This is a genomic window from Aquabacter albus (genome assembly GCF_040049275.1).
Lineage (GTDB): Bacteria > Pseudomonadota > Alphaproteobacteria > Rhizobiales > Xanthobacteraceae > Aquabacter.
The window spans coordinates 179,767-195,467 of the sequence record NZ_JBDZDT010000001.1 but is presented as its reverse complement, the minus strand read 5'-3'; the positions used below and the strand labels follow the sequence as shown (position 1 = coordinate 195,467).

The following is a 15,701-nucleotide window of genomic DNA, read 5'->3' as shown; positions in this document are numbered from 1 at the left end:
AGGCTTGATGCCTTCGGACCCCCTCTCCCGCTTGGGGGGAGGGGACGCGCAAAGCAGGAAAGACCCGGGCTAAACCGCTCCCGCCCACACTGGCGGCGGCACGCGCGCTTCAAAAGCCGCGGCGGCGCCGAGCAGCGCCATATCTCCATGCCATGGCGCCACGAGCTGCACCGCCACTGGGCCGCCATTGTCCCCAAGCCCCACCGGCAGGGCGATGGCGGGATGGCCCGTCAGGTCGAACAGCGACAGCGCCGCCGTCCATTCGGACCGCAGATCCCCCGCCTCGGCGCCATCCACCATGAGCGGCCCCGAAAGGTCGAAATCCGCCGCTACGGGCGCGGCGGAGGTGCAGGGTGTGAGGATGAAGTCGACGCCCGCAAACACTCCTTGCACCGCGCGGAAAAGCTGGGTGCGGGCCACCTGCGCGCGCTGGAGGTCGAGGCCGCTATAGCCCTTCGCCTCTTCGATCCCCGCGAGGAGGGTGGGCGAGAGCCGCGCCAATTCCGTCTCCGAGGAAGACGCGAAGCGCAGGGCCCAATTGGTCTGCTGGAGGGTTTTCCAGATGGGGTCGGGATGGGCGAAGCCATAGTCCGCCTCGCGCACGTCCGCGCCCAGTTCCTCCAGGATCGCGGACGCGCGGCGCGTTGCCGCCTCCACCTCGCGCGAGACCATGCGGTTGCCGGTGCGCATCCAGAGCAGCACCGTCTTTCCCGCCAGCGGCGCATCGGCCGCTACGGGCGTTGCCGCCGGCGGTCGCAGGCTCCAGGGATCGTTAGGCTGCGGCCCCGCCACCACCGGCAGCACCGCCGCGATGTCGGCGACGCTTCGTCCCAGAAGTCCGAGATGGATGAAGCTGCCGAACCCGTCCGGCACCCGCTCGTGGGGAATGAGGCTCAGCGTGGGCTTGAGGCCGTAGACGCCGGTGCAGGCCGCCGGCAGGCGCGTGGAGCAGCCCGCGTCCGTGGCGAGCGCCACCCGCGTCGCGCCCACAGCAATGCTGGTGCCCGCGCCGGCGGAGGAGCCGCCGCAGGTGAGGGCCGGATTCCACGGGTTCAGCGTCATCCCCGTGAGGGGGGAAGAGCCCAGCGGGGAATGGGCGAATTCCGTGGTGGTGGTCTTGCCGATCACCACGGCGCCCGCCGCCTTCAGCCGCGCCACGGCGGCCATGTCGGTCTTGGCCAGGGCGGCCTCCGCGAACAAGGGCGAGCCCCAGCGCGTGGGTAGGCCCGCCACGTCGAGGATATCCTTCACGGAGATGGCCACGCCCGCCAAAGGCCCGCTTTCCGCTCCGGCTGCGATGTGCGCATCCGCATCGAGGGAGGCGAAGGCGTTGAAGGCCCGCTGGACGGCCTGCGCCCGCTCCAGCGTCTGCCCGATGGTGTCGGTCACCTTGCGCGCGCCGCTCCTGTGCGCGGCGGCGCGCTGCGCGACCGTCTCAGCCTGATCCTGCATGATGTCCTTCCGCCTCACACCGGGATGCACAAGGCGTTGTCGATGAGCAGGCTGTCATAGACGCAGACGCGCTTCTTCAGCCGCAGGCCCCCGGGCGTGCGCTGGAACACATCTTCGTAGCGCCCCACCTGGTGGATGGTGGCGTCCGGCCGGTCGAACAGCACCTGGAACACCACGTAATTGGCGCGGGCGACGATGAGCCCGTCCGCGTCCTCCGGCTCCACCGCCACGTTGCCCACCATGTGCCTGAGATAGCGCGGGGCGAACATGGCGGTTTTCTCCAGGGCGAACGCGCGGTCGCGGATCATGCCCTGGTTCTCGCAATAGATGAGGCCCACGGGTAGGCCGCGGTCATGGTTCTCCCGCGAGATGATGATGTAGAAGCCATCGGGCGTGAACAGCTCCGCCCAGTCGGAGAGGCGCTGCTCGTCGAGGGCGGCGCTATAAGCGGTGTTGAAGGCTTCCACCTCCGCTTTCAGAAGCATGGCGGCGATGGCCTGGTCCTGCGTGGGCACCTTCTTGTCGGGCACGGTCAGCATGGCGCGTCTCCCTCTCAGGCAATGCCCATGGCATCGCGCCAGTGGCGATACATGGCGCGGATGGCGGCCTCCGAAATGAGCGTGTCGGCGGTGCCCTCCGTGTCGGGGTCGAGCTGCACGAGATGCTCGCCGTTCGGCACGCGCACCATGCCGTCCTGCACGAACTTGATGGCCTCGTTGTCCTCAAGACCGAGGAAGCCGGCGGGCCCCATGAGGTTGCCCTGGCGCAGGCGGTGGCGGGTCATCTCCTCATCGTCGCCTTCGAAGCCGAACATGGTCCATTTCATGATGAATTCATGCGGGCCGGTGGGCACGATCTGGCGGATGCCCAGCGTGTTCATCTCCCGCTGCACGATGAGGTTCGGCCAGATGGTGGCCATGGTGACCGACCAGGGGCTGTCGAACTCGTCGATGAAGTCCATGAAGCGCGGCTCCTGGAGGGTCATGCCCTCCTTGTAGGCGCGCATCTCCTTCTTCTTGTCGTCCGAGACGGCGGCGGTGGACTTGGCCGAGGCCATCACGCCGTGGCGCCCCGAGGGGTCCGCCAGCATGAGGGACTTGTTGCCCGCCACCAGCAGGCCGAACGTCACCAGGAAGGTGTGCAGCAGGGTGGCGTGGTAGGGGTCCTTGAGGTTCTCGTGATAGAGCTTCCAATTGCCCGGCAGGCTGTGGCGATAGTGGCCGAGCAGGGTCAGCTTGCGGCCGTCGAAGGTGGCCTCGAACTCGCGCAGCACCTCTTCACCCAGATAGTCCTCAAGCGGCTCCATGTCGTGGACATAGGAGGCGAACACCACGCCGCGATGGGTGGTGACGGCGAGCTGCTTCAGGCCGTGCTCGGAATTCTTGAAGTCCTTGGGCATGCCGCCCTTGCCGTCCACGCCCCGGCGGAACGGAACGCCTGCGAGGTTCCCCTTCAGGTCGTAGGACCACTGGTGGTACGGGCAGACGAACTCCTTGGTGTTGCCCGACAGGTCCCGGCAGAACTCCGCCGCGCGGTGGACGCAGCGGTTCTCAAAGGCGTGGATGGTCCCGTCCTCCGCCCGTGCCACCACGATGGGGGTGGGGCCCACATGGGAGCGGATGAAGTCGCCCGGGTTGGGAACCTCGCATTCCAGCGCCACATAATTCCAGGTGCGGCCCTGGAAGATGCGCTCGATCTCGCGCTGGTAGATGGTCTCGTCCGTATAGACCCAGTCGGGAATGGCGGTGAGGCCTTCCTTGGGCCACACATATTTCTTGGCGAACTGGGCGGCGGGATCTGCGCTCATGTCCTCGTCCTCCGGGGTTTCTTCGTCGGTGTCGGTGAGGAGGCGGGCCTGGGCAGCCTCCAGATCGAAGGGGGCATTGCTCGCCAGTTCCGCGCGGGCGGCGCGGATGGCGGCGGGGTCCGAGAAGGCGATGACCGCGGTGAGGCGGCGGGATGCGGGATCGAGCGTGCGGTAGACGGCGCCCTTGCCGCCCTCATCGCCCGAGACCGCCACGAGGTCGTCCGCGTCCGGCGTGCCGAGCATCTGGATGTTGAGGCCGAACTGGTCGGTCCAGAACCATGGCGCCTTGTCCGCCGCGACCTCGGTGATGCCGGCGATGGAGCGGCCGGCGGCCGCGCCCTGGTCCTCGGCATTCTGCCAGCTTTCCAGGCGCCGGCGGCGGCCGTTCACCGCCACATGATGCAGCGTGCAGTCGCCCGCCGCCCAGATGCCGGGAACGGTGGTGCGCCCTTGCGCATCGACGATGATGCCTCCCTCCACCGCGCAGCCCGCCGCGACGGCAAGCTCGGTCTCCGGTTCGAGGCCCACGCCCACGAGGACGAGATCGCTCTCCAACAGCCCGTCCGATGTGGAGAGGACCAGTCCCCGCGAGGAGGCCGCGATGGCCTCCACCGCCACGCCGAGCCGCACCTCAACGCCCGCCTTCTGCGCCAGCTGGCGGAAGGCCCCACCGAGGGCGGGTGGCATGAGGCGCGCCATCAGCTCGCTCTCGCGCTCCAGCACCGTGACGGACAACCCCTGATCGACCGCGGCCGAAGCCAGCTCCATGCCGATGAAGCCGCCGCCCACCACTGCCACCCGCTTGGCGCCCTTCAGCCCTTTTGCGATGGCCTGCGCGTCTTCCAGGGTGCGCAGATAGTGCACGCCGGGAAGGTCGCCGCCGGGAACGGCGAGGCGCCGCGCCCGCCCGCCGGTGGCAAGGAGCAGGGCGTCGTAGGGAACAGTCGAGCCGTCGGCAAGGGCGACCGTCTTGGCCTGCGCGTCCACGCTCACGGCGCGGGTGGAAGGGCGATGGACGACGCCGAACGCTTCCGTATCCGGCTCCGTGAGGCGCATGCAGGAGGCAAAATCCGCCTTTCCGCTCAGAAGCTCCTTCGACAGCGGTGGGCGCTCGTAAGGAAGGTGCGGCTCGGCGCCGAGGAGGGTGATGGGGCCGTTAAATCCCGCCGACCGGGCGGCACGGATGGCGGCGGCGGATGCCTGCCCCGCACCGACCACGACCAGATGCAGACCTTCCTCCTGCGGTGCCTTCTCTTGCGGCGCGTTCTTCTCTGTTGCTTCAGGTGTGATTTTATGCGGTGTAGCCCGCATTTCGAGGTCCACATAGACCTCGCCGCCCTCCACCTTCACCGCATAGGTGCGCAGGTCCTCGGTGAGCGGCGCGCACAGGGCCTCGCCGGTGCGGATGTCGAATATGCCCTGGTGGAGCGGGCACTCGACGGTGCCGTTCTCCACCCATCCATCTTTCAGGAAAGCCAAGGCATGGGTGCAGATGCCGTGGGTGGCATAGACCTCATCGCCCATGAGAAAGAGCAGGATGGGGGTGCCGTCGATCTCGACGTCCACCACTCCGCCATCCTTCAGCGCATCGCGCGCCGCCGCATTCCGCCAAGCCATCCGAACCTCCTCGAAAGGCAAATTTTAATCAGTATACTTTCTATTTTCCCAAGGGCAAGGCATCGCGACACGCTCATGTCATGATGCCCTCGGCCCGCTAGCCGCGCTGCCCTTTCAGCCAGGACATGAGCGTGGCGAGAAGCAGCCTGAAGGCATTGAGTTCCTTCGGCCGCGTTGCCGCCGGCGTCCCGCCGAGGCGCGCCGCCAGATTGTCCGCGAACAGGGATGCGAGGTGACCCACCAGATTCTGCACCAGCGCGCCGCGTGAGAACTGGGCCAGCGGCCCGGCCACGCGATAGCGAAGGGTGACATCCACCCGGCTGGCAGAGCCGTCCTCCTTCAGAGCGAAGCCGAGCTCGCCCTTGACCTGCGATCCCGAGCCGCCGTCGCGGCCGGAGCCGGAGATGAGGCCCGTGCGCGCGGCTTCATCGAAGGAGACCTCTGCCTCGCCGCCGAAGCTCGCCTTGATGGGCCCGAACTTCACGCTCATGCGCCCGCGCGCCGTGCGCCCGTCAAACGCCTCGATCTCCGCGCCCGGCAGGCATTCGGCGAGCACGCGCACATCCTTCAGCGCCGTCCACACGGCCTCCGGCGGCGCGGTGATGGGCACGCTCTGGCTCATCTCGCTCCAGCCCTGGCCGCTGGAAACGGCAGCGCTCGCGGCTGGAGCGGCACGGGGCTTCTCCGCCACGGGCGCGGCCGGCACTGCCATGGGAGCGGCAATCGTCGCTGACGCCTCCTGACGCGTCGCCGGCGTCTTGTCCTTCGCCACCGCATGGACCGCGTTCACGATGCCCACATAGCCGGTGCAGCGGCACAGATTCCCGTTCAGCTCCTCACGGATGGTGCGCTCGTCCACGGCGCCGAGGCGGGTGACGATGTCGCGCGAGGAGATGAGCATCCCCGGCGTGCAGAAGCCGCACTGCAAGGCGTGATGGCTGGAAAAGGCCTCGCGGAGTTCGCCCATCACCGGGTCGTCGTCGAACCCCTCGATGGTGCGGATGTCTGCGCCGTCACAAACGGCCGCGAACGCGATGCAGGAACGCTGGGGAGTCCCGTCGATCATCACCGTGCAGGCGCCGCACACGCCCTGCTCGCAGCCGAGATGGGTGCCCGTGAGCGAGAGGTGCTCGCGCAAGAAGTCGGCGAGATGGGTGCGCGGCTCGACACTGGCCGAAATGGGCGTCCCGTTCACCGTGAGCGTGATGGCGTTCATACTGCGGCCTCGTCCAGCGCGCGTTCCACCGCCACCGCGTGCAAGGCGCGGAAGGCGGCATCGTGGTCCTTCAGGGCGGCGTCCAAATCTTCCTTGGCGCGGCTGAGCGCGCCGACCCGGTCGCCTGCCAGGAGTGCCTTCGCAGCGCCAACGAGCAGGATGGGCGGCGCCTCGATGGCGCCGCAGACCACCCGTGCGAAACCGCGCTCGGCATCCACCACCACGGCGCCGATGGCCTGGGCGAATTCGCCGGTCTTGCGGCAGATCTTGTGATAGCCGGTGCGCGCGCTGCCGGAGAGCACGGGAATGCGCACGGCGGTGATGATCTCGTCGTCCGCGAGGCTCGTGGTGTAGGCGGCGAGGAAGAAGTCCGGCAGTGCCGCCTCCCGCGTGCCTGCCGGCCCCCGGATCACGAGGCGCGCATCGAGCGCGGTGAGGGTCGAAACCCAGTCGGCGGCGGGATCCGCATGGGCAAGGCTTCCGCCCACGGTGCCGCGATTGCGCACCGCGCGATAAGCGATGCCGTGCGCGACGCGGGGCATCAGGCCCGCGGTGACGTCCGGCACCACGCCGTCCTCGATCTCGGCATGAGTCCAAGCCGCGCCGATGAGGAGATGGGTATCGTTCCTCTGGAGCGTGCGCAGTTCGCCGATGCGGCGCAGGTCCACGAGGGTGCTGGGCCGCGCGAGCCGCAGGTTCAGCATGGGGCCGAGCGAGCAGCCGCCCGCCATCACCTTCGCGCCATCGCCGGCAAGCGCGTTCACGGCCTCACTGAGCGAGGCCGCGGGGGCAAGATCGAATGCTGCGGCCTTCATGCCACCGCCCTTTCCTCGACCGCACTGAGCGCCGCCATCACGCGGGCCGGGCTGGCGGGGATCTCGGTGAGCACCGCGCCGCGCGGGCGCAGCGCATCGTTGATGGCGTTCACCACCGCGCCGGCGGGCGCGATGGCGCCACCTTCCCCCACGCCCTTGATGCCGTGGGCGGAATAGGGCGAGAGCGTCTCGGTGTGCACCACGCGCACCTTGGGCAGCTCGGTGGGGCCGGGCAGCAGATAGTCGATCAGGGTGGAGGCGAGCGGCTGGCCCTGAGCATCATAGGTGCTCTCCTCGAACAGGGCCGTGCCGATGCCCTGCGCCACGCCGCCATAGGCCTGGCCCTCGACGATCATGGGGTTCACCATGCGCCCGCAATCCTCGACCACCACATAGTCCAGGATCTCGGTGGCGCCGGTGCGCGGGTCCACCGCCACCACGCAGGCATGGGTGGCATAAGAGAACACGCCGGTGTCCACCTCGGGCTTGTAGCCCTCGGTCACTTCCAGCCCGCCGGTGTTCACGCCGTCGGGCAGCAGCTCCGGCCGCAGATACCAGGCGCGGGCGACATCCTTGAAGGAGAGCGTCGCGTTGACGCCGTGGATGGCGCCGCCCTCGAAACGCACCTCATCCGGCCGGCACTGCATGAGGTGCGCGGCGATGGCCTTCACCCGCTCCGCCAGCACCGAGGAGGCCTTCGACACCGCCCCGCCCGCCATGACAATGCCGCGCGAGGCATAGGCGCCGGTGGAATAGGGGGTGGTGGCCGTATCGCCCAGCACCACGCGGATCCGGTCCACGGGCAGGGTCAGGATCTCGCTCGCCACCTGCGCCAGCGTGGTCTCCAGCCCCTGGCCGATGGTGTGGATGCCCGCCTTCACCTCCGCGCCGCCGTCCGGCGTCAGGCGGATGGTGGCCTGCTCGAAGCCGGGGATCATGGGAATACCCCAGGAGGCGAACACCTTGGTGCCGTGGGCCGATTGCTCCGTATAGGTGGAAAACCCCAGGCCGATGAGGCGCCCGTCGCTCTCCGGCGCCTGCTGGCGCGCGCGCACGGTGTCGAAGCCGATCATCTCGCGGGCGGTGGCGAGCGAAGCGGGATAGTCACCGCTGTCGTAGAACTTCTTGGTGATGTTGGCGTAGGGCATGGCGGAGGCGGGCACGAGGTTCTCCGCCCGCACCTCCACCGCCTCGCGCCCCACCGCCTTGGCGATGGCGTCGATGGTCAGCTCCATGGCGAAGCACACGCCGGGCCGCGCCACGCCGCGATAGGGGGCGAAGGGCGGCTTGTTGGTGGCGACCGAGAAGGTCTTGCAGCGATAGGCCGGGAGCACATAGGGCCCCGGCAGGTTGCCTCCCGCCTGCGCGGCCTCCAGGCAGGCGGTGAAGGGCCACACCGAATAGGCGCCCACATCCACGCTCACTTCCGCGTCGAGGCCCAGCAGCCGGCCGCGTTCGTCCGCATAGGCGGTGATGATGTATTCGTGCTGGCGGGCATTGGCGCCGGCGGTCAGGTGCTCGCGCCGGTCCTCGATCCAGCGGAATGGGCGCTTCTGCGTGAGCGCCAGCCAGGAGACCAATATCTCCTCCGGCTGGAGCAGGCACTTATAGCCGAAGCCGCCGCCCACGTCGGGCGGCTGCACGCGCACCTGCGCATGCTCCAGGCCGAGGCATTCGCACAGGCCCGTGCGGATGAGATGGGGCACCTGCGTCGAGGTGATGACGACGAGCTGGTTGGCCTGGAAATCCCAATAGGCGACGACGCCCTTCCCCTCCATGGGGTGCATGCATTGGCGCGCCGTCTTGAAGCGCTTCTCCACCTTCACGGGCGCGGTCGCCGCCACCTCCTCGATGTTGCCGCTGTCGAAGAAGGTTTCGAGGAAGAGATTGTCGCCCCATGGCTCGTGCAGCAGCGCCGCACCGGGCGCGCGGCCGGAGGTGCAGTCGACGATGGGGGGCAGTTCCTCATAGTCGAACACCGTGGCGTCGCAGAGGTCCTCTGCCTCGGCGCGGGTAGGGGCCACCGCCATGGCGACGATGTCGCCCACGAACCGCACCTTCTCTGTGGCGAGCGGAGGATAGGAGGAGAGCTTATAGCCGGGGATGGCCGAGCGGGTGATGATCGCGCCGACGCCGGGGGCGTCCTGCGCGGTGTACACGCGCTGCTCCTGGCCCTCGGGCTTTGTCACGGAGCGTACGCGCGCATGGGCCATGGGGCTGCGCAGGAAGGCGACGTCGCTGAGGCCCGGCATACGGATGTCGCCCACGAAGCGCCCGCGCCCCAGAAGATGGCGCGCATCCTCCTTGCGGCGGACCCGTGCGCCGATGCCATCGCCCGTCACGGCTTCACCCGACATGGCCCTTTTCCTTCTTTGTTCAACGCTTCAGGCCGGCCCCTCTCCCGCTTGCGGGGGAGGGGCTATTTACAGTCTAGATCCTCACGCCCATTTGGGCGCCGAGAAGCGGGCGCTGTCGAGCCGGTAATCGGACAGGCGCATCCAGGCGTTGGATTCGTTCAGGAAGGCCTTCCAAGGGTCGTAGATCTTCTTGAAATCGGGGCTGGACGCCGCGATCTCGTTGAAGACTTCCACGGTGGCCTTGTAGGTGGCGTCCATCACCGGCTGCGGGAAGGCCCGCAGCTCGACGCCGGAGGCCAGAAGGCGCTTCAGGGCTTGCGGGTTCTTCGCGTCATAGCTTGCGAGCATGATCAGGTTCTGCTCGGTGGCCGCCGTCTCGAAGGCGATCTTGTAGAGCGCGGGCAAGGCGTCCCACGATTCCTTGTTGGCGAGCGCGGTGATCTGGGCGCTGCCCTCCCACCAGCCGGGCGTGTAATAGTATTTCGCCACCTTGGCGAAGCCGAGCTTCTCATCGTCATAGGGGCCGATCCATTCGGCCGCGTCGATGGTCCCGCGCTCCAGCGAGGGGTAGATGTCGCCGGGCGCGATCTGCTGGGACACGACGCCGAGCTTGGCGAGGATGCGCCCGCCGAGGCCGCCGATGCGCATCTTGAGGCCGTTCAGATCCTCGACCGCCTTGATCTCCTTGCGATACCAGCCGCCCATCTGCACGCCGGTATTGCCGCAGGGAAACGAGACCACGTTGTCCTTGGCGAACAGCTCCTGGATCAGCGCCTTGCCGCCGGCTTCGTAATACCAGGCATTCTGCTGGCGGGCGTTCATGCCGTAGGCGATGCCGCCGTCGAAGGCATAGGCCGGGTTCTTGCCCGTGAAGAAGGAGGTCAGCGTGTGGGAGCACTCGATGGTCTTGTTCTTGGTGGCGTCGAGGACCTGCGTCGCGCCGACGATCTCGCCGCCGGCGAAGGGGGTCACATCGAACTTGCCGTCGGTCAATTCGGAGATGCGCTTGCACATGGCGGCGGCCGAGCCATAGATCGTGTCGAGGCTCTTCGGCCAGGACGTGGCCATGCGCCATTTGATGGACGGCGTGCCCTGCGCGAGCGCGGGCGCGGCGACCGCGGTGGCGGCGGCGCCCACGGCCATCTGGGCGAGGAAATCGCGTCTCTTCATTTCAGGTCCCCTTTCTCTGGTTGGTGCTTGCGCGCCGCCAACGGGCAGCGCGACGCGGCATCACAGCGGCACTGGACAGGTTGTTTTTCTGGTTGGGCGGGCATGGCCGGCCGGACGTTGCCGGCCGGGGGTGAAGAGGGGGCGCGGGCGATGCAGCTCATGGCTTCAGGCTCGCCCTGCGCGGGAACGGCAGGTCGCCAAAGCGGGGTCAGGCAGATCGCATCGAGCACGGGCGAGAAGCGTATCCATTCCGGTGATCCCGGTTAAAAATTGCGTTCGTTACTGTGTATTTCTCTTTTTAAGAGTAGTTTTTATTTTTCTAATCTAGAAGGCGTCAGCCTGGAATTGCGGCTGTGTCTTGATGAAGCTGTCGATTTTCATGCAGTTTTCGAAGATGGCGAGGGTGCGCGGGAAGGCGGAGAGGTCGCAATCGAAGCGGCGGGCGTTGAACACCTGCGGCACGAGGCAGATGTCCGCCATGCCCGGTGCATCGCCCAGCACGAAGCGGCCGGAGCGCCCCTTGGCGGCCAATGTCGCCTCGAAGGAGCGGAAGCCTTCCGCTACCCAATGGGCGTACCATTCATTGCTGTCCGCTTCGGAGAGCGACCAGCGGTTCCTCAAGTATTTGAGCACGCGGATATTGTTGAGCGGGTGGACGTCGCAGCCGATGATCTGGCTGGCGGAGCGCACATAAGCGCGCTCGATCATGCCCTCGGGCAGCATGGGCGGGGCCGGATAGGCCTCTTCCAGATATTCCATCACCGCCAGCGATTGGGCGAAGATTTCCCCGCCATCCACCAGCGCCGGGACGAGCCCTTGCGGGTTGAGGGCCATATAGTCCTCGGTCCGGTGCTCCATTTTCGGCAGGCTGACATAATGGGGTTCGTAATCGAGCCCCTTGAATGCCAGCGCGATGCGCAGCCGGTAGGAGGTGGACGAGCGGAAAAAGCCGTAAAGCTCCATCTGCATTCTCTGAAAAGGTCTTGTTGTTCTTTTGCGTCTTTGAAAGCGCAGGCGGCGCGGGCGCCGCCTGCGCGGAAGGCAAGGCTCAGGAGGCCGCCTTGTTGAGGATTTCCTCGGGGGTGCTGGACACCACTTCCGCATAGCGCGGCACGAACTTGCCGCCGGTGATGTGGCGGATGAAGGAGGGCTTCAGCTCCTCCGCGAGGATCTTGCGGATGCGCGCATGCTCCTCGATGTCGGACCATTCCGCGATCAGGTAGAAGCGCAGGGGATCCTGCGTATCGCGAAGAAGAACGCCGTCCTTCACCTGCGCCCACGACTTATGCATGGGGTTCCCGTCCGAGTAGTCGAAATCCTCGAACTCGCGGATGAACTCGGCTTCCGAGCCGGGAGCGATGGTGAAGTCGTAAATGTGCAGGAAGTTGCCTTTTGTGGCGAGCGGCTCTTGTGCCATCTGGGGCCTCCTTGAGGGTGGGCAGGCATTTGCACGGGCCGTTGGAAGCGACCTCGATAAATAGGGGTACACTGATTAATTTGAGTGTCAATGGCCAAGATGGGAAAACTCTAAACTGATCGATTAATGGGCGTTATGGCGGATTTATTGGCAATTTATCGCTGCGGTGCCGTTCTCGCAGACGCGATATAAAGGGGCATACTGATAAATATGTTGACCTATATCAAAGCAATTCCGGGGCTTTTGCGCGGCCTTTGCGCTGCACAACGATGAGGCAAGGCAGCAAAGCACTGCGCGCTGCAGCCGGCGCGCGAGCAGCGTCTTGCAGCAATAAAGCTCGCCGCCGTCCGCAGGCGCGCAGACGGCAGTCAACGAGTGGATTCCCAGGAAATTCTTCCATCCTCGGAGAAGGATGAAACCTCTGATGCGCGCTATGTCCCCTCGGGGACCGTGCCGCGCGCCCGCACCTGTCCGAGCGCATAGTAGGTCATCACCGTCTCGTCGCGCTGGTTCAGGACGGTCACGCGGGTCCGGATCACGCCGCGGTCCGGCTTGGATTGGGACCTGCGTGCCTCGACGATCTCACGGGCGGTGCGGAGCACATCGCCCGGCCGCACCACCTGCTTCCAGCGCAACTCATCGATGCCAATGCCGACGATGGGCGCATCGCCGTAGCCGCCGGCCTCAAGAAAAAGCCGCATGGACAAGGCCGCGATCTGCCAGCCGCTGGCAATGATTTCGCCGAATGGCCCGCTCTTCGCCGCGACCGGGTCGATATGGATGGGTTGCGGATCGTTCGCCGTGGCGTAGGCGATCATCTCAGCCTCGCCGATCGTCATCGTTCCACTGTGCCAGACGTCCCCTTCGTGAAAATCCTCGAGGTATTTCGTCATCGCTCTTCCCGCTCGCGGCCCCGCCATCTGATCCAGAACGCGTCACATGGTGATGTTCGCCTCTTTCACCACCGGGCCCCACTTCTGTAGCTCGGAAGCGATGAAGGCTTTTAGATCGGCCGGGGTGCCGCCCACGGCCTGCATGCTTAGCTTGGCGAGCACTTCCTGCCCCTTCGGGCTCTTCAGGAATGCGTTGGTGGCCGCGTTGAGCTTGTCGATGATCTCCTTGGGCGTGCCCGTGGGCGCCGCCAGGGCAAACCAGGCGGAGGCCTCGAAGCCTTTGAAGCCGGCCTCCTGCACGGTCTCCACGTCCGGCAGATCGCTCGAACGCTGGGCGGTGGTGACGGCGAGCGCGCGGATCTTGCCGTCGCGCGCCAGCGGCAGATAGGACGGCATGAAATCCATGGCGAGGTCCACCTGGTCCCCGATCAGGTCGTTCACCACCTGCGCCGTGCCGCGATAGGGGACGCTCGTCATGGTGATCCCGAGGTCCTTCTGCAGCAGCAGCGCGGTGATGTGGCCGAGCGTTCCGTTGCCTGGAACCCCAACCGTGAGCTTGCCGGGGTTCGCCTTGGCGTATGCCGCAAGATCCTTGATATCCTTCACCGGGAGCGATGCCTTCGCCGCAATGATGAGAGGCGACTTGGCGATCAGCACGATGGGCACGAAGGCCTGCTCGGGATCGAACGGAAGGCTCTTATAGATCAGCTTGTTGTTCGCGAGCGGGCCGGGCGTGCCGAACATGATCGTGTAGCCATCGGGGGTGGCCTTGGCGACGGCGGCGGCGCCGATATTGCCGCCTGCGCCGGTGCGGTTGTCGACGACGAACTGCTGGCCGAGCCGTTCGCTGAGATCCTGTGCGAGCGCACGCGCCAAAAGATCGGTCCCCCCGCCGGCGGCGAACGGCAGGATCATGGTGACCGGCCGTGTCGGCCAGGCCTGAGCGAAGGCAACCGGCGGCCCCGCCAGAAGGCCGGTGGCGGCGATGGCAAGCGCAATCCTTCGAGTGATGCGAGCTTTCATTCTGTCCTCCCTGCCGCGCGCCGGAGCTGCGCCATTTGTTTTGTGCACCCTAGCCGACCCGGCGGCCGACGGTGCGCCTTTGTGGGAGCGTTTCGTGATGCGAAACGGGCGCAATCGCCGGTCGACGCAAGCTCCGCATCGGCTAGCTTCACCGCCGGAAACGAAAGGAGGCCGCCATGAGCGACAACAAGGCGGAGACGAAGGCCGCGTCGGTGGACGCCCCGATGCGCGGAGCCGTCGATCTGCACTGCCACAGCGGCCCTTCGGTGATGGCGCGGCTGGTGGACCATATCGACGCCATCGAAGAGGCCGCAGCCGCCGGCATGCGGGCGGTTCTGTTCAAGGACCACTACTACCCGACCGCACCCATCGTCGAACTGATCCGTGAGCGCTATGCGCATCTCGGCGTGGAGCCCCTCGGCGCCATCGTGCTCAACAACGCGCTCGGCGGCTTCAATGCCTATGCGGTGGAGGTCGCGCTGAAGATGGGCAGCAAGGTGGTCTGGATGCCCACCGTCTCGGCCGCCAACCACATCCGCGAAGGGCACAACAAGAAGCTTCTGGTGGCGAAATCCGAGATGCGGCGCCCGACCGCCCTCTCCGTGGTGGACGAGCACGGCAACCTGCGCGAGGAGGTGAAGCCGATCCTCGACCTCGTCGCCCAGTACGACGCTGTTTTGTCCTGCGGGCACCTGCATATCAGCGAGGTGTGGCCGCTGTTCGAGGAAGCCAGGCGCCGCGGCTGCACCCGGCTGCTGGTCAACCATCCGACTTACACTGTGGGCGCGGAGCTGAAGGACTTTCCCCGCCTCATGGAGCTCGGCGTCTATATCGAGCACTCCATCTGCATGTTCATCGACTCGCGCTTCAAGACGTACACGCCCGAACAGCTCAAGAGCTATATCGACGCCGCCGGGGTCGACCGCACCTTCTTCGGCTCCGATCTCGGCCAGGAGAACAATCCGTCCCCCGTCGAAGGCTTCCGCCAGATCATCCGCCTGCTGCTCGAACTCGGCTATGGCGAGGACGACATCCGCAAGATGGTGAGCCTCAACGCCATGCGCCTTGCCGGCCTCGGCGCCAATGCCGCGCCGGCCCTCGCCAGGAGCGCATGAGATGGCTGATCCCACCCTGTTCCGCAGCCGGCTGCTCGCCGGGGAGCACTTGATCGGCACCTTCATCAAGACGCCGACCACCCACGCCACCGAGATCATCGGCGCGCTCGGCTTCGACTTCGTCGTGATCGATGAGGAGCACGCCCCGTTCGACCGCCTCGCGACCGACGCAACATTGCTCGCCGCGCGCGCCGCCGGCACGGCCGCGCTGGTGCGCGTTTCGAGTGCGGCGGGCATCCTGTCCGTCCTCGATTGCGGCGCGACAGGGGTTCTGGTGCCGCATGTGGCCACCGCCGCCTATGCCCGCGAGGTCGCAGCGGCCTGCCGCTATAAGGGGGGGCGGCGCGGATATTCCGGCTCACCCCGGCATGCCGGCTATGGCGCCGCCGGCATGTGGAAGACGGTCGAAGCTGCCGATGCCGCCACCACGGTGATCGCCCAGATCGAGGACCCGGAAGCGCTCGACGAGATCGACGTCATCGCCGCGGTGGAGGGCATCGACGCCCTGTTCATCGGCCGCGGCGACCTTTCCGTCGCGTTCGGGGCGAAATCCTCCGATGCCCCGGAGGTGCGTGGCGCGGTGGAGCGGATCGGCAGGGCGGCACGCGCCGCCCAGAAGCCCATCTGCATGTTCGTCGGCGGCCGGGAAGAGGCGTCCTGGCTGCGCGATGAGGGCGCGACCGCGTTCGTGGTCTCCTCGGACCAGGGCTTCATCCGCAAGGCAGCGGGGCAGGCCCTCGCCGAAATCCGTGCGCTCGGCGCGCCTGCCGAAAGCACCCAGGCCAAGACGGCCTGACCACGAATAACAGACGCCATGCG

At 66.8% G+C, this 15,701-nt stretch carries 13 protein-coding genes; 2 read left to right on the top strand and 11 right to left on the bottom strand.

Going from position 1 to position 15,701, the window contains the following annotated elements; all coding sequences use genetic code 11:
- Positions 1 to 69: 69 nt before the first annotated feature.
- From ABLE91_RS00805 to ABLE91_RS00755, 11 genes are all read right to left on the bottom strand, one after another.
- Positions 70 to 1,452: an amidase gene (locus ABLE91_RS00805; protein WP_348927492.1), complete on the bottom strand. Its 1,383-nt coding sequence runs from the start codon at positions 1,450 to 1,452 to the stop codon at positions 70 to 72.
- 14 nt (positions 1,453 to 1,466) lie between these two features.
- Positions 1,467 to 1,991, bottom strand: coding sequence for an aromatic-ring-hydroxylating dioxygenase subunit beta (locus ABLE91_RS00800; RefSeq protein WP_348927489.1), 525 nt, complete (start codon positions 1,989 to 1,991; stop codon positions 1,467 to 1,469).
- A 14-nt stretch (positions 1,992 to 2,005) separates the two neighbouring features.
- On the bottom strand, positions 2,006 to 4,876 hold the full coding sequence (locus ABLE91_RS00795; RefSeq protein ID WP_348927486.1) for an FAD-dependent oxidoreductase: 2,871 nt from the start codon (positions 4,874 to 4,876) through the stop codon (positions 2,006 to 2,008).
- 97 nt (positions 4,877 to 4,973) lie between these two features.
- Positions 4,974 to 6,092, bottom strand: a complete 1,119-nt coding sequence (locus ABLE91_RS00790) for a 2Fe-2S iron-sulfur cluster-binding protein (RefSeq protein WP_348927484.1) — start codon at positions 6,090 to 6,092, stop codon at positions 4,974 to 4,976.
- On the bottom strand, positions 6,089 to 6,907 hold the full coding sequence (locus tag ABLE91_RS00785) for an FAD binding domain-containing protein (RefSeq protein ID WP_348927482.1): 819 nt from the start codon (positions 6,905 to 6,907) through the stop codon (positions 6,089 to 6,091). Before ABLE91_RS00785 ends, ABLE91_RS00790 begins: the two co-directional genes overlap by 4 nt.
- Positions 6,904 to 9,264, bottom strand: a complete 2,361-nt coding sequence (locus ABLE91_RS00780; protein WP_348927480.1) for a xanthine dehydrogenase family protein molybdopterin-binding subunit — start codon at positions 9,262 to 9,264, stop codon at positions 6,904 to 6,906. The genes ABLE91_RS00785 and ABLE91_RS00780 overlap by 4 nt, the downstream gene beginning before the upstream one ends.
- An 81-nt stretch (positions 9,265 to 9,345) precedes the next feature.
- Entirely contained in the window at positions 9,346 to 10,434 is a 1,089-nt protein-coding gene (locus tag ABLE91_RS00775; RefSeq protein WP_348927477.1) for a TRAP transporter substrate-binding protein, read from the bottom strand.
- 324 nt (positions 10,435 to 10,758) lie between these two features.
- Entirely contained in the window at positions 10,759 to 11,403 is a 645-nt protein-coding gene (gene maiA / locus ABLE91_RS00770; RefSeq protein WP_348927474.1) for a maleylacetoacetate isomerase, read from the bottom strand.
- A gap of 79 nt (positions 11,404 to 11,482) precedes the next feature.
- Positions 11,483 to 11,851 (bottom strand): hypothetical protein, encoded by a 369-nt coding sequence (locus ABLE91_RS00765; RefSeq protein WP_348927473.1) that lies wholly within the window; start codon positions 11,849 to 11,851, stop codon positions 11,483 to 11,485.
- 431 nt (positions 11,852 to 12,282) lie between these two features.
- Positions 12,283 to 12,744 carry a MaoC family dehydratase gene (locus ABLE91_RS00760; protein ID WP_348927472.1) on the bottom strand — a complete coding sequence of 154 codons (462 nt, stop codon included), beginning with the start codon at positions 12,742 to 12,744 and terminating at the stop codon, positions 12,283 to 12,285.
- Positions 12,745 to 12,786: 42 nt separating this feature from the next.
- On the bottom strand, positions 12,787 to 13,767 hold the full coding sequence (locus tag ABLE91_RS00755) for a Bug family tripartite tricarboxylate transporter substrate binding protein (protein ID WP_348927469.1): 981 nt from the start codon (positions 13,765 to 13,767) through the stop codon (positions 12,787 to 12,789).
- A gap of 176 nt (positions 13,768 to 13,943) precedes the next feature.
- Here ABLE91_RS00755 and ABLE91_RS00750 point away from each other — a divergent pair, with 176 nt between their 5' ends.
- Both ABLE91_RS00750 and ABLE91_RS00745 read left to right on the top strand, forming a co-directional pair.
- Positions 13,944 to 14,882 carry a DUF6282 family protein gene (locus ABLE91_RS00750; RefSeq protein ID WP_348927468.1) on the top strand — a complete coding sequence of 313 codons (939 nt, stop codon included), beginning with the start codon at positions 13,944 to 13,946 and terminating at the stop codon, positions 14,880 to 14,882.
- A 1-nt stretch (position 14,883) separates the two neighbouring features.
- On the top strand, positions 14,884 to 15,678 hold the full coding sequence (locus ABLE91_RS00745) for an HpcH/HpaI aldolase family protein (protein ID WP_348927466.1): 795 nt from the start codon (positions 14,884 to 14,886) through the stop codon (positions 15,676 to 15,678).
- The last annotated feature ends 23 nt before the right edge of the window (positions 15,679 to 15,701 follow it).

What these genes read in the sequence shown, in the direction of transcription:
- ABLE91_RS00805 (WP_348927492.1), bottom strand. Translation starts at nt 1,452, where the DNA reads ATGCAGGATCAGGCTGAGACGGTCGCGCAGCGCGCCGCCGCGCACAGG.
- ABLE91_RS00785 (WP_348927482.1), bottom strand. Translation starts at nt 6,907, where the DNA reads ATGAAGGCCGCAGCATTCGATCTTGCCCCCGCGGCCTCGCTCAGTGAG.
- ABLE91_RS00765 (WP_348927473.1), bottom strand. Translation starts at nt 11,851, where the DNA reads ATGGCACAAGAGCCGCTCGCCACAAAAGGCAACTTCCTGCACATTTAC.
- ABLE91_RS00760 (WP_348927472.1), bottom strand. Translation starts at nt 12,744, where the DNA reads ATGACGAAATACCTCGAGGATTTTCACGAAGGGGACGTCTGGCACAGT.
- ABLE91_RS00745 (WP_348927466.1), top strand. Translation starts at nt 14,884, where the DNA reads ATGGCTGATCCCACCCTGTTCCGCAGCCGGCTGCTCGCCGGGGAGCAC.
- ABLE91_RS00800 (WP_348927489.1), bottom strand. Translation starts at nt 1,991, where the DNA reads ATGCTGACCGTGCCCGACAAGAAGGTGCCCACGCAGGACCAGGCCATC.
- maiA (WP_348927474.1), bottom strand. Translation starts at nt 11,403, where the DNA reads ATGCAGATGGAGCTTTACGGCTTTTTCCGCTCGTCCACCTCCTACCGG.
- ABLE91_RS00795 (WP_348927486.1), bottom strand. Translation starts at nt 4,876, where the DNA reads ATGGCTTGGCGGAATGCGGCGGCGCGCGATGCGCTGAAGGATGGCGGA.
- ABLE91_RS00775 (WP_348927477.1), bottom strand. Translation starts at nt 10,434, where the DNA reads ATGAAGAGACGCGATTTCCTCGCCCAGATGGCCGTGGGCGCCGCCGCC.
- ABLE91_RS00780 (WP_348927480.1), bottom strand. Translation starts at nt 9,264, where the DNA reads ATGTCGGGTGAAGCCGTGACGGGCGATGGCATCGGCGCACGGGTCCGC.
- ABLE91_RS00755 (WP_348927469.1), bottom strand. Translation starts at nt 13,767, where the DNA reads ATGAAAGCTCGCATCACTCGAAGGATTGCGCTTGCCATCGCCGCCACC.
- ABLE91_RS00750 (WP_348927468.1), top strand. Translation starts at nt 13,944, where the DNA reads ATGAGCGACAACAAGGCGGAGACGAAGGCCGCGTCGGTGGACGCCCCG.
- ABLE91_RS00790 (WP_348927484.1), bottom strand. Translation starts at nt 6,092, where the DNA reads ATGAACGCCATCACGCTCACGGTGAACGGGACGCCCATTTCGGCCAGT.